At 67.1% G+C, this 13,434-nt stretch carries 12 protein-coding genes; 4 read left to right on the top strand and 8 right to left on the bottom strand.

The window, feature by feature from the left end:
- Positions 1–97 precede the first annotated feature (97 nt).
- A complete protein-coding gene (locus DIE23_RS08180) occupies positions 98–1,954 on the bottom strand; it encodes a serine aminopeptidase domain-containing protein (RefSeq protein ID WP_124611653.1) in 1,857 nt (618 codons plus the stop codon).
- A gap of 78 nt (positions 1,955–2,032) precedes the next feature.
- Between DIE23_RS08180 and DIE23_RS08185 the strand changes: the two genes are divergently transcribed.
- From DIE23_RS08185 to DIE23_RS08195, 3 genes are all read left to right on the top strand, one after another.
- On the top strand, positions 2,033–2,245 hold the full coding sequence (locus DIE23_RS08185; RefSeq protein WP_124611654.1) for a hypothetical protein: 213 nt from the start codon (positions 2,033–2,035) through the stop codon (positions 2,243–2,245).
- Between the two features lie 323 nt (positions 2,246–2,568).
- The gene (locus DIE23_RS08190; RefSeq protein ID WP_124611655.1) at positions 2,569–3,828 is read left to right on the top strand and encodes an oligosaccharide flippase family protein; all 1,260 of its coding nucleotides are present in this window, start codon (positions 2,569–2,571) and stop codon (positions 3,826–3,828) included.
- Positions 3,829–4,329: 501 nt separating this feature from the next.
- Complete coding sequence (locus DIE23_RS08195) at positions 4,330–6,531, top strand: glycoside hydrolase family 3 C-terminal domain-containing protein (RefSeq protein ID WP_124611656.1); 2,202 nt, start codon at positions 4,330–4,332, stop codon at positions 6,529–6,531.
- A gap of 183 nt (positions 6,532–6,714) precedes the next feature.
- On the opposite strand, the gene DIE23_RS08200 is transcribed toward DIE23_RS08195, so the two are convergent.
- Positions 6,715–7,962 carry an NAD(P)/FAD-dependent oxidoreductase gene (locus DIE23_RS08200; protein ID WP_124611657.1) on the bottom strand — a complete coding sequence of 416 codons (1,248 nt, stop codon included), beginning with the start codon at positions 7,960–7,962 and terminating at the stop codon, positions 6,715–6,717.
- Positions 7,963–8,074: 112 nt separating this feature from the next.
- Between DIE23_RS08200 and DIE23_RS08205 the strand changes: the two genes are divergently transcribed.
- The gene (locus tag DIE23_RS08205) at positions 8,075–8,794 is read left to right on the top strand and encodes a class I SAM-dependent methyltransferase (protein WP_124611658.1); all 720 of its coding nucleotides are present in this window, start codon (positions 8,075–8,077) and stop codon (positions 8,792–8,794) included.
- Between the two features lie 45 nt (positions 8,795–8,839).
- Here DIE23_RS08205 and DIE23_RS08210 read toward each other — a convergent pair whose 3' ends face one another.
- Genes DIE23_RS08210 through DIE23_RS08235 form a run of 6 tightly spaced genes read right to left on the bottom strand, consistent with a single transcriptional unit; the run spans position 8,840 to position 13,433 of the window.
- Positions 8,840–9,274, bottom strand: coding sequence for an excinuclease ABC subunit A (locus DIE23_RS08210; RefSeq protein WP_409364225.1), 435 nt, complete (start codon positions 9,272–9,274; stop codon positions 8,840–8,842).
- Between the two features lie 11 nt (positions 9,275–9,285).
- Complete coding sequence (locus DIE23_RS08215; protein WP_124611660.1) at positions 9,286–9,711, bottom strand: signal peptidase; 426 nt, start codon at positions 9,709–9,711, stop codon at positions 9,286–9,288.
- Positions 9,712–9,743: 32 nt separating this feature from the next.
- Positions 9,744–10,982, bottom strand: a complete 1,239-nt coding sequence (locus tag DIE23_RS08220) for a beta-ketoacyl synthase N-terminal-like domain-containing protein (protein WP_124611661.1) — start codon at positions 10,980–10,982, stop codon at positions 9,744–9,746.
- Positions 10,979–12,208: a beta-ketoacyl-ACP synthase gene (locus tag DIE23_RS08225; protein WP_124611662.1), complete on the bottom strand. Its 1,230-nt coding sequence runs from the start codon at positions 12,206–12,208 to the stop codon at positions 10,979–10,981. Before DIE23_RS08225 ends, DIE23_RS08220 begins: the two co-directional genes overlap by 4 nt.
- Positions 12,208–12,933 (bottom strand): 3-ketoacyl-ACP reductase FabG2, encoded by a 726-nt coding sequence (locus DIE23_RS08230; RefSeq protein WP_124611663.1) that lies wholly within the window; start codon positions 12,931–12,933, stop codon positions 12,208–12,210. Before DIE23_RS08230 ends, DIE23_RS08225 begins: the two co-directional genes overlap by 1 nt.
- Positions 12,930–13,433, bottom strand: a complete 504-nt coding sequence (locus DIE23_RS08235) for a hotdog family protein (protein ID WP_124611664.1) — start codon at positions 13,431–13,433, stop codon at positions 12,930–12,932. The genes DIE23_RS08230 and DIE23_RS08235 overlap by 4 nt, the downstream gene beginning before the upstream one ends.
- Between the last annotated feature and the right edge of the window lies 1 nt (position 13,434).

A 13,434-nucleotide genomic window follows, 5' to 3' on the forward strand; every position in this document is an offset into this window, starting at 1 on the left:
GCGAACGGCGCGTCTGTGAGGGACCTCACCGAACGCCGATCTTCATACCCGACCGGGATCGCGCCCCGAAGCGCGGACGCGTGCGACGCGGCACGCATCACGACCGGCCGACCGACACGCTCGCGTACGATCGCGCGGCTGCTTCCGGCGCGGCCGGATCGGTGACCCACGCGACCGGCCGGGCCGAGTCGCGGCCCAGCGCCTGCATGCACAGGTCGATCACGATGTCCGTGCCCACCGCGCCGTACACCGCATGGTCAACCTGCGGCTCGAGGTGCAGGCGCACGTGACGTGAGCACCGGAACGCACGCTCGATCGCGCCGAAGTGGCGCCGGACATCGTCGATGCCGGGGTCGAGTGCGCCGTACACCAGCGTCGTCCGCACGTTGCGCTGCGCAAGTTCGCGCATCACGCCGCGCGGCGTGTCGATGCGCGGCTTCCAGCCGACGCACGCGGCAAGTTCCTTCGCCGGCACGCTGACCCGCGCGATCGCATTCGCGGCCACCGCCCGCACGATCGGCCGCAGGTCGCGCCGCTCCTGCACGAGACGCTTCCACTTCGCCGGATTGCGCACCGACAGCCAGTAGCCGCGCACCGAGTTGTTGCGCTGCTTCTGCACGGCCTCGAGCGAAAGCCCGGCCGGCCACACGAAGCGGGCGAGATTGATCGCGATCACGCCGCCGAGCGACGGTGTCTTCACAGCCGCATGCAACGCCGCATAGGCGCCGGAACAAATGCCGGCCGCGACCACCTCCGGGTGACCGAGCGTGCGCAGCCAGTCCGCGGCGGCGGCCACGTCGTCGCTCGACTGCGTCGAATACACGACGCCCGACTGGTCGTCGAGCGCGGCAGGCCCGCTATCGCCGACGCCATGCACGTCGATTCGCAGCGTCGTCACGCCGGCACGTGCCAGCGTGCGAGCGAGCCGCACGCTGAAGCGCCCTTCGCCGCTGCGCGGATTCGTCGACGTATTGGCGATCACGACCGCCGGACCGACCGGATTCGCCGGTCGCGCCTCGGCGGGACGGCACAGCACGCCGACCAGCCGGTCCGGACCGACCGCGACGACCTGCTCGGTCATGTCGTGCATGTCGAGCGCGACTGCCGACTCGCCATTCCACGCCGGGTCCGCTCGCGACGGGCTTCCGGCACCCGCCGGCATACGCGGCGCGCGTTCGGCGATCCAGTTCGCGAGCGTGTCGATCGCCGCGAGCGGCAAGCGCGAGCGCGTGCCGTCCAGCATCGTCGTCGGCCATTCGCGGAACGGATCGCTCGCCACGTCCACGCCGCGCTCGAGCAACGCGTCGCGCAATGCCGTCCCGTCGCCCTGATCGGGCTGGATCAGCAGCATCGCGCCCGGCAACGTCGGCGCATCGCGCACGACGTCGCACAGATCGACCGCCTTCAGCGCATCGACAAAATCGGCGGGAAAGCGGTGCCCTAGCACGTTCATGCACGGTTCGTCGCGATGCGCGGCGCGGATTGCGGGCGACGTGGTATCGAGCCACTGGCGATGCACGAACGACAGCTCGCGCAGGTAGGCGCGACCGCGCACGACCGGTGCCAGCGCCACCAGTGCGTCGACGCGCGGCGCCGGGCGCGGGCCCATGCCGGCGGCGGCCAGCATCGCGAACAGCGCGCCCGCGCGGATCCCGACGAGCGTCAGCGCGATCACGCCGGCCTGATCGCGCAGCAGGTCGATCGCGTCGTGAATGCCGGCGATGCTCGCGGCATGCCGACCGGCGTCGCGATCGTCGCCCGCCGAGTCGCCGGTGCACGGATAGCTGAATCGCAATACCGTGACACCCTCGCGGGCCAGCCGCTCCGCGATCGCCCGCATGAGCTTGTGCGTCCACGACGCCTCGTGACCCAGCGATTCGCACAGGATCACGCCCTGTGTCGTCTGTCCTTCGTGCAGCCACCCCACGCAGCCGCCGAACGTTATCGGCTTCAATCGGTACTCCTCGGATCGGTGTTTTTATCGGACGCGGACACCCGTTCCGGCGGCTCCACCGGCATGGGCGACTCGACGATGGTGCAACTGCTCGACGAACGCACGGCCGACCGGCAGCGGACGACCACCGCGCCCCTGCGCGGCCCGCTCATCGTGCTCGGTACGTTGCCCCGCTCCTGCTCCCGGCGTGGTCTCGTGCGATCACACGTGCCGGCCCGCTTGTGCGGAATCCGCCGCTTTGCCGGGACGGTGTCTTCGTTCATCGCGGACGAATACAGTGCATCCGATTAGATCATCCGGTCTGATCCGCCTTCGGTGCGCCAGCTTACAAATGCATTGTTCACTGCCGCGATACAACGACGCGTTCGGCGTCGCGATTCGCGCCGCGCGGACGCACGGAATCCGCGAACGGTAGGCTTGCGAACACAGGCCCCTCTCGCGCCCCGTATCATGGCCACCATACGATGTGGCCGTGCCCGGCATCGCCGGACGGAACCGGCGCCCGCCGGAACGGGCCGCGAATCCACGCCGCCGGGCCAACGCCGACCGGCGGCGCGAGCGCACGGCGGCCCGCACTCCGCCCCCCTGCGATACCCACGGCGCCGACCGAGCGAATGTCAAACCTCAAGAAGAACTTCCTGCTGCTGCTGACGCTGCAGATTTCGATGTACGCGGTGCCGTTGCTGATCGCACCGTTGCTCACGCACGCGCTGGGCCCGGAAGGCTACGGACAGCTCGCGTTCTCGCTCGCGGTCATCGCGTATCTCACCAACTGCACGAGCTACAGCTTCGACCTGACCGCCACGCCGCGCATCGCGCTCGCCCGCGACGACCGCGCCGAACGCTCCCGCATCTTCTGGGCGACGCTGTACGCGCAGATCGGCATCGCGGCGATCTGCTTCATCGTGCTGGTCGCGCTGACCGTCCTGTTCAAGCGCTTCGGCGAGGACCGCGACCTCCTGCTGATCGGTTTCGGCATGGTGGCGGGCGTGGCGTTCACGCCGGGCTGGTATTTCCAGGGCATGGAGAAGCTGCGCGCGCTGAGCGTGATCCTGTTCATCGGCCGCATCCTGAGCCTGCCCGCGATGTTCGCGCTCGTGCACCGCCCCGCGGACATCGACCGCGCGATGATCGTCAATGCCGCCGTCCCGACGCTCTCCGCGATCGTGCTGGCCGTCTACCTTTATGCCCAGCGCGAAATCGACTTCGTTCGCGTGGGTTTCTCCGACATCGCGGAATCGTTGAAAGGCGGCTGGCAGGTGTTTCTCGCGTCCACGTCGATCGCGTTCTACGCGTCGACCAACACCGTGCTGCTCGGCTTCGTGTCGGGCAATGTCGCGGCCGGCTACTTCGCCGCCGGCGACAAGCTGATTCGCGCGGCGCTCAGCATGCTGCAGCCGCTGAAGGCGGCCACCTATCCTCGTATCAGCTACCTGATGCGGCACGCGCGCAACGACGCGTTTTCGTTCCTGCGCAAGCTGTTCGTCGTGCAGGTCGCGATGGTGCTCGGCATCTCGCTCGCGATCTTCTTCGGCGCGCCGCTCGCCGTGCGAATCCTGTACGGCCCGTCGTACGAACCGACGGTCCACGTCCTGCGCTGGATGGCATTCATTCCGTTCATGGCCGGGATGACCGACCTTTTCGGTGTGCAAACGATGCTGCCGCTCGGCATGAAGTCGGCATTCACGAGAGTCCTCATGTCGTCCGGCATCCTCAACATCGTGCTGGTGCCCGTGCTCGCGAAGTACTTTGCCGAGCTGGGCGCCGCCGCCGCCGTGCTGACGGCCGAAGCCGCGGTCGCCGCGGCGCTCGCGACTGTCGTCTATCGCGCCGGGATTCCGCTGCCCGGCAGTCAAGTCGCGCGGCGCGGCTAGCGCACCGCCCGTGCTGCCCGGTTTCCCCCGAGGCGAACGGAATCCGACGGCGTTCCGTTCGATGCGCACGCAACGAACCGTATCGCGCAGGCGCACGCCTCCTGGCTTCCCGCCTCCTCTGGACATTCGCACGCAGGTACTTCTTACTCCGCCGCATACGCCCGATCGGGAACGATGACCGCCTTTTCCCCACGCCACGCAATCGCGTCGAAAAAAGATCATACGTATCAGTAGAAACACCGATGCTGTAGTCAAACTACATTCGTACGATTGGTCGCTGCAGAGAATCGCTACATCCGATTCGGCAGTATCGGACGGTCCGCGTCGCCGTCCGCGTTGCTCGATCGGGCCCAACCGGCCGTAACGATTCCCCGCCTGGCCTGGCATGCCGACGCGCAATCACCCTGCATCGCCAGCCGAATGCGTCCGGTGCGAATCCACCGGACGCGCGCAGCTCCAGACATCATCCGAACGACCGGCAATACGATCATGGAGAACAACATGCGAGACACACTCTGGCCTGCCGCCGTGCTGGCAGCGGCCCTCTGCACCGGCGCCCATGCGGGCAACGCCGATTTCAACTCACCAGGCGACGCCGCCGACGCATTCGCGTCGTCCGCCGCGCAGCGGCGCGCCGACCTCCTCGTGCGCAAGATGACGCTCGACGAGAAACTGCAGTTCATTCATTCGCAATACGAAATGTCAAAGGTACCTGCTGGTGGTGCCGGCTACATCCAGGGCGTGCCGCGGCTCGGCATTCCCGATCTCAACATGGTCGACTCCGCGACCGGCTCCGGCAGCACGTCGCTCGAGAGCACGACCTTCCCCGCCACGATCGCCGTCGCCGCGAGCTGGGACCGCCGACTGTCGTACGACTACGGCAAACAGGTCGCGATCCAGTTGCGCGCGCAAGGGTTCGGCATGGGTCTCGGCGGCGGCACCAACCTCGCGCGCGAGCCGCGCGGCGGCCGGCTGTTCGAATATCTCGGCGAGGATCCGCTGCTCGCCGGCGACCTGCTCGCGGAGCGCACGCTCGCCACGCAGCGGCAGAAGGTCATCGCGACCATCAAGCACTATGCCGGCAACGAGCAGGAGCATGGCCGGATGGGCGGCAACACGCAGATCGACGAACGCACGCTGCGCGAGCTCTACCTGCTGCCGTTCGAGATCGCCGCGAAACGCGGTCAACCCGGCAGCGTGATGTGCAGCTACAACCGCCTGAACGGCGCGTACGCGTGCGAAAACAATCATCTGCTGAACGATGTGCTGAAGAATGAATGGGGCTTCCAGGGCCAGGTGCAATCCGACTGGGGCGCGGCGCACAGCACCGCCGCCGCGATCAACGCCGGGCTCGACGAGGAAGAGGACGTCGGGCCGACCGTCTACCTGACGCCGGCCGCCGTCAAGCAGGCCATCGCGAACGGCTCGGTGTCGACCGCGCGCCTCGACGACATGGTGCGTCGCAAGCTGGCCGTGATGATCCGCGTCGGCGTGATGGACGACCCGGCCAAGGGCGGCGGCACGATCGATTTCGCGGCCGCGAACCGGTTCGCGCAGGGTGTCGCCGAGCAGTCGATCGTATTGCTGAAGAACGACAGCAATCAGTTGCCGCTGGCGGCGGCGGCGCTGTCGCGCATCGCCGTGATCGGCGGACACGCCGATGCGGCCGTGCTGTCGGGCGGCGGCTCGGGCAACACGCGCGATCCGGTCACCGGTTCGTTCGCGGGCTGCGGCGGCCTGACGTTCGGGTCGTCGACCGGCTGCAGCTGGTGGCGCAATCCGTGGCTCAAGGTCGACGTGCCGATCGTCGCGGCGATCCGCGCGCTCGCACCGGCGGCACAGGTCACGTTCGCGGGCAACAGCGACCAGCAGTCGCCGTTCCGCGCGTACACGCAGCAGGAAATCGACCAGGCCGCGGCGCTCGCGGGCCGCTCGGACGTCGCGATCGTCGTGGTCGCGCAGCCGGCGGGCGAGGATTTCGGCGATCTGCAAAGCCTGAGCCTCGCGAATCCGTCGAACCAGGATGCGCTCGTCGAAGCGGTCGCGCGTGCGAATCCGCATACGATCGTCGTCGTCCAGAGCGGCAATCCGGTGCTGATGCCGTGGAAGGACAACGTGTCGGCGATCGTCGAGGCGTGGTATCCGGGCGAAGGCGGTGGCAAGGCCATCGCGAACGTGCTGTTCGGCGCGGTCAATCCGTCCGGCAAGCTGCCCGTCACGTTCCCGGCGCGCGACCAGGACACGCCGACGTGGGGGCAAGGCGGCGCGTTCGACAACGATCCCGTCTACGCGGAGAAGCTGAACATGGGCTATCGCTGGTATGACGCGCGCAACATCAAGCCGATGTTCGAATTCGGCTACGGGCTGTCGTACACGCACTTCGCGTATTCGGGCCTGTCGGTGTCGCGGCAACGGGACGGCTCGCTGAGCGTCGCGTTTACCGTGCGCAATGACGGCCGCGTCGCCGGCGCGGAAACGCCGCAGGTCTATCTCGGCGTGCCGTACAAGGACGAACCGCCGAAGCGGCTGGTCGGCTGGGAGAAGATCCGCCTGAACCCGGGCGAGGCACGGCACGTACGCGTGATCGTGTCGGCGCGGATGCAGAGCGTGTGGGATACGTCGAGCAACGGCTGGAAGGTCGTGCCGGGCGGGACCGTGTTTGTCGGCGCATCGTCGCGCGATATCCGGCTGCAGGGTAGCTGAGCGACTGACGCCGCGATGCCGGGCGCCGGGCGAAACATCGCTCGACGTCCGGCGGGCGTGGTTACCGCCCGCCGCGTCAAGGGAAAAGCACGACCGAAAAAACACATACGCTCGACAGGTCGGGAAACGCGGACGTCTCGCGACGTCCGCGCCTGCCCGTGTCACGCACGCGAATCCAGCGAATCATCCGAGGCCGCCGGAGCGGCAGAATTCGGCGAGCACGTCGAGGCCGCGCGCCGGTTCCCGCACGAACGGATTCGACTCGTCCCACGCATAGCCGGCCAGAATCGAGCAGACCATGCGCTTCACGTCGGACGCCTTGTCTTCATGAAACACGATGTCCTGCAACGCGCCTGAATACCAGCGCTCGACGAAGGCGCGAAAGGTGTCGATGCCCTTGCGCAGCGCGACGTCGTAGTCGCGCGACCAGTCCACCGTCTCGCCGCGCAACTGCCGTTCGAGTGCGGCAACCGCCAGATGCGCCGACCGCATCGCGATCGTCACGCCCGACGAAAAGATCGGATCGAGGAATTCGCCCGCATTGCCGAGCAACGCATAGCCGCGACCGTGCAGGCGCTCGACATTTGCCGCATAGCCCGCGATGCGCCGCACCGGCATCACGAACGGCTTGCTGCCGACCAGTCGCGACAGGGTCGGCTCGCTCTGCAGCAATTCACGCAGCAGCGATGCCTGCCGCGCTTCCGGCACATCAAGAAACCCGGCGTCGGCCACGCAGCCGACCGACGAGCGTCCGTTCGTCAGCGGGATCATCCAGAACCACACGTCGCGTCGCTCCGGATGGACGGCGATGCAGATCTTGTCGCGATCGGTCGATCCGGCCGGCAGGCTGTCTTCGACGTGCGAAAAGAGGGCCGCACGCGTCGGCAGGCCGGTCGGCGCCTCGAGATCCAGCAGTCGCGGCAGCACGCGGCCGAAACCGCTCGCATCGAGCACGAACGACGCCTGCACCGAATATTCGTGACCGGCTTCGTCGACCACGTCGAGTCGCGGCTTGTCGCCGGGCTGGAAAGCACGCACGGTATGGCCGAATCGCACGTCCGCGCCCTGTCCGGCCGCACACCGGATCAGCAGATCGTCGAACGCAGCGCGCTCGACCTGATAGGCCGTCCCCCAGCCCTCGGAAAACTTCTCGCGAAAATCGAACGACGACATCCTGTCGCGATAAACGAAATACGCGCCGTTCTTGAACTGGAATCCGGCTTCGACAACCGCCTGCAGCATGCCCGCCTCTTCGAGATACTGCATGCTCTGCGGCAACAGGCTTTCCCCGATCGAAAAGCGCGGAAAATGCTGGCGCTCGAGCACCAGCACGGAACGTCCCGCCTTGCGCAACAGTGCGGCCGCGACCGCACCGGACGGCCCCGCGCCGATGATCGCGACGTCGATGGAATTCGATTTCATTTCATTCATTTGCTTGCCAGTCCATTTCGATGGATCGGGCATCTTGCGTTTCTCGCGCCACGATCCGGCGTTGCCCACTACAATAGCCGATCAACAAATCCAAGGTTCCGACGAGAGGCCCATGACGTCCTACCGCACGCACGCCCCCGCCTATGTTCCCGAAACCCGATTCGGCATCTGGTTTCTTCGCACGCATACATGGGAACATCACGTGCTCAGCGTGGCCATCGACGATCTGAAGCGGCTCATCGCGGCTCCGCTGCCGAAGGCCCCCGTCATCCTCGATGCGGGATGTGGCCAGGGCAAGTCGTTCCGCCTGCTGAGCGAAGCGTTCTCGCCCGACAGGATCATCGGTATCGATTGCCACGACGACTCGCTCCGACATGCGTCGGAAGCGGCGCATCACTGCGCAACGCCTGTCGAACTGCATCATGCCGACTGCACGCAGATTCCGCTAGCCGATTCGAGCGTCGACATCGTGTTCTGCCATCAAACCTTTCACCATCTCGTCGACCAGGAGCATGCGTTGGCCGACTTCCGCCGCGTGCTGAAACCCGGCGGTCTGCTGCTGTTCGCCGAATCGACCGACGCATACATCAAGTCGTGGGTAATCCGGCTGCTGTTCCGTCACCCGATGGAGGTTCAGAAAAGCGCCGACGGCTACCTCGCCATGCTCCGCGAGGCCGGATTCGCGTTCGAATCCCGCAACGTTTCGTTTCCCTACCTGTGGTGGAGCCGCGCGAAAGACTTCGGACTCCTCGAGCGCATCGGCCTGTATGCACCGAAGCCCGGCAAGCGCCGCGAGACGCTCGTCAACGTCGCCGCGCGCAAGCCTGCCTGAACGAGCGGGGCCGCCGCTCGGCGGCCCCTTCCCGACGCGTGCCGATTACGGCTTCAGCGTCACGACCTCGCCCGTCAGCGCCGCGCCGGCCACGACCGCGCCGGCGCCGCACGTGAACTCCGTCGCGCTGGAACGCAATACGTTGCGGTAGTTGCTCTTGATGCCGACCACGGCGTTGCCGCCCTCCTTTCGCGCGCGCGCCTGAAGCTCGATCACGGCCGACAGGAATACATGCTGGCACGCCGCCTCGTCACTCTTGCCGAACGCGTTGGTCTTCTTGTTGGTCGCGAACGCGCCGTACGACTTGATCACGCGCGGATGCGGCTGATCGCCGAAATAAAGCGCGACGCCGTCGTCGAGTTTTCCTTCCTCGCTCTTCAACGCGGTTGCGATCGGATAGTCGTTGATCGTATCCCGTGCGTATGCGGCCGAGGCCGCGAACGTCGCGCCGAGCAGCGCCAGTGCAATGCGGTATTTCACGTGTGCTCCCGTCATTGCGCATTCAGCTGCACGACGTCGCCCGACACGGCGATCGCGCCGGCACTGCCGCTCACGCCACACGTATATTCTGTCGTCGAATTCGAACGCTTTTCATGAAAGCGCGTCGTCACGTTGATGACCGCATTCCCGCCATGATTCTTCGCATAGATGCGAAGACGGTTCAGCGCTTCGGCGAGCGCCTGGTCGCACGTCGGCTGCTCCGCCTGCGTCGCCCGCGACACGCGCACCGACTCCGAACGCGGACCGATGCTGGTCTTGACTTCCGGGTGCGGCTGCGCACCGAAATAGATCGCGATGCCATTCGTGTCCGGTGCCGTTGCCGCCGCCGGCAGCGGCAGCGAACGCACCACGGTGCCGCACCCCGTCAGCAACGATGCCGCGACCAACATGCCGGCCAGATGTCCTTTGTGCTTCATTGTTATCGTCCTCTCAGCTCAGTAAGTTCACTTCAATCGCCCTTCCAGGCGTCCAACAACACACTCGCGCAGCTGCCGCCGAATCCGAACGAAATCGACAGCGCGCGCTTGATCGCAAATTCGCGCGCGGCGCGCACGAGCGGCATGCCGGTAATGGCCGGATCGGGCTCGCGGCCGACGGCCGTGCCCGCGACGAAACCGTCGCGCATCATCAGGATCGTATAGATCGCTTCATGCGCACCGCTCGCGCCGAGCGGATGTCCCGTCATTCCTTTCGTCGACGAGAACGCCGGCACGGCGTCGCCGAATACGTCGCCGAGCGCCTTCAGTTCCTCGATGTCGCCGAGCGGCGTCGACGGCGCGTGCGTATTGACGTAGTCCGGACGCCCTCCGCCGCCATCGAGCGCGCCGCGCATCGCCCGCGCGATCCCCGGCGCATGAGGCGTCGCCATGCCGGCGCTGTCCGTGCATTGGCCGAACCCGCTGACCTCCGCGTAAATGCGCGCGCCGCGCGCGCGCGCATGCTCGAGCGATTCGAGCACGAGCATGCCCGCACCGGACGCGATCACGAAGCCGTCGCGGCCGAGCGCATACGGGCGCGACGCGCACGCCGGCGTGTCGTTGAATCCGCCGGACAACGCGCCCATCGCGTCGAACATCAACGTCATGTTGTCGTGCAGCGCCTCGCTCCCGCCGGCCAGCATGATGTCCTGGCATCCGGAGCGGATCAGTTGCGTCGCCTGCCCGATCGCCAGCGCTCCGCTCGTGCACGCGGACGATGGCGAGTACGACACGCCCTCGATGCCGAACAGTTGCGCAACGCATGCCGACGCGGTGCTGCTCATCGCCTTCGGGACGACATAGGGCGGCGTCTTGTCGATGCCGCGCTGCCGCGCGACCGTCATCGCGTCGTCGTAATCGGCCATCGATCCGATGCCCGACCCCACGATCGCGCCCGCGCGCGGCGAACGCAGCATCCCGGCATCGAGGCCCGCATCGTCGAGCGCCGACGCGGCCGCATGCGCGGCAAAGCGCGCCGTGTCGCCCATGAAACGTTCGTGCTTGCGCGCGAACCGCGGCGCCGACGCGACGGACGCCACCCCGGCGACCTGGCTGCGAAAGCCGCGCTCGCGCCACGCGTCGACGCGGCTTACGCCGGAGCGACCGGTGCGCAGCGCGGACGATACTTCGTCTAGCGAATTACCGAGGCACGACACGATGCCAAGCCCCGTGACGACGACGCGCGCCGCCGCGCTGCCGGCCGCCGTCACGCGGCGCCCCGCCGGAAGATCAACGACGTGTTGATCCCGCCGAACGCGAAGTTGTTGCTTATCACGAATTCCGCATCGATCCGGCGTGCGTCGTCGATGATGTAATCGAGCGGTGCGCAGGCCGGATCGACCGTTTCGAGATTGAGCGTCGGCACATACCAGTTGCGCTTCATCATCTCGATCGTCCACCACGCCTCGAGCGCACCGCATGCGCCGAGCGTATGGCCCACATAGCTTTTCAGCGAACTGATCGGCATGCGTTCGCCGAACACGGACGCCGTCGCATGACTCTCCGCCACGTCGCCGCGATCGGTCGAGGTGCCGTGCGCGTTCACGTAGGCGATCGCCGCGGCGTCGAGCCGCGCATCGCGAAGCGCGAGCCGCATGGCAACCGCCATAGTCTCCGCGGTGGGCTGCGTGATATGCGCACCGTCGGAATTGCAGCCGAAGCCGACGATCTCCGCATGGATCGTCGCGCCGCGCGCGATCGCATGTTCGTATTCCTCGAGCACGAGCGTCGCCGCCCCTTCCCCGACCACCAGGCCGTCGCGATCGGCATCGAACGGGCGCGGCGTCAGGTTCGCGGCATCGTTGCGCGTGCTGGTCGCATACAAGGTATCGAACACCGCGACCGCCGGGCCGGACAATTCTTCCGCCCCGCCGGCAAGCATCAACGCCTGCTTCCCCGTTGCAATGGCCTCGTATGCATAGCCGATCGCCTGGCTGCCGGACGCGCACGCTGACGACGTCGGCACGATCCGGCCTTTCAGATCCCAGAACAGGCTGACGTTGACCGCCGTGGTATGCGGCATCATCTGCACGTAGCTGTTCGATGTGACATCCCGCATCGACCCCGTCTCGATCATCGTGCCGAATGCGCGGATCGGCTCGACCGATCCCGACGACGACCCGTACGCGACGCCCATCCGGCCGTCCCGGATCGACAGGTCGTCGGTCAGCCCCGCGTCCGCCAGCGCCAGTTCGCTCGCGCGCACCGCATACATCGACACCGGCCCCATCGAACGCGTCTTCTTGCGCGGATATGCGCCCGGCAGCTCGAATGCCGGCAACGGGCACGCGAGCCGCGTATGCAGCGCCTCGTAGCAGTCCCATTCCGGCATGCGCCGCACCGCGTTGCGCCCGTCGCGCAGGCGCGCCTCGATTTCCGGCCAGCTTTGGCCGAAGGCGGTCACGCCGCCCATCCCCGTCACGACCACGCGCTTCATCACACCATCCCGCCGTTGACGCCGATCACCTGCCGGGTGACGTAGGTCGCCGCATCCGACATCAGGAAGCCAACCACCGCCGCGACCTCGTCAGGCTGGCCGACGCGGCCCATCGGCACGGTCTTCAATGCATGCTCCAACGGCACGTCGTCGAGCATGCCGGTGTCGACCAGCCCGGGCGCGACGCAGTTGACCGTGATCTTTCGCGACGCCAGTTCGACCGCCAGCGCCTTGGTCGCGCCGATCAGGCCGGCCTTCGCGGCGCTGTAATTGACCTGCCCGCGATTGCCCATCACGCCCGACACGGACGCGATCGTCACGATGCGACCACCGTTGCGCAGGCGCACCATCGGCATGGTCAACGGATGAACGACGTTGTAGAAACCGTCCAGCCCGGTTTCGATCACGATATCCCAGTCCTCTTCGGACAGCGCCGGAAACGCGCCGTCCCGCGTCACGCCCGCGCTACAGACGATCCCGTAGTACGCGCCGTTCGCTTCGACGTCGGCCTCCAGTTCACGCCGGCACGCCGCGCGATCGCGCACGTCGAACTGCAGCACGCTCGCCGTGCCGCCCTGCGCCCGAATCGTCGCGGCTACCGCTTCCGCGTCGTCGCGGCCGGTGCGGCAATGAACCGTCACGGCGAAACCGTCGGACGCCACGCGCAGTGCCACGGCACGGCCGATGCCGCGGCTCGCCCCTGTCACGAGAACTCGCCGAGTCATGAATTGAAGCTCCCTTCGATAAAAGATTGAAAATCGTTCGGTTGGTACACCTTGACGACGGCTTCCGCGCAACACTGGCCTTCGGCATGAATCGCGCATTCGTACGCGCCATGCCCCTCGTCGCCGCGCAGCAGTTCACGCGCGACGATGCGCAGCGCCGTGTCCGCGCCGAACGCCGCGCGATGCGCGACATAGCGGTTGGCGCCGAGCAGCACGCCCGGCTTCGCGCGGCCGCCCGCATGCGTGGCGAGCAGGCCGACATGCGCGGCGATCGCCTGCGCCATCAGCTCGACGCCGATCCACGCCGGCATCGCACCGTTGCCGTCGGCGTACCATGCATCGCGGCGCGCGACCGCGCGCACCTCGATGCCGGTTTCCGAGCAGCGCTCGATCGCGTCGAGCAGCAGCATCGTGCCGCGATGCGGCAACACGTCCTCCACGTTGCCGACGGGAATATCCGCGCCGCCGTGCAACGCGTCGATCAATGGTCCGGCATGCATG

The sequence above is a fragment of the Burkholderia sp. Bp9143 genome (assembly GCF_003853645.1).
Classification (GTDB): Bacteria; Pseudomonadota; Gammaproteobacteria; order Burkholderiales; family Burkholderiaceae; genus Burkholderia.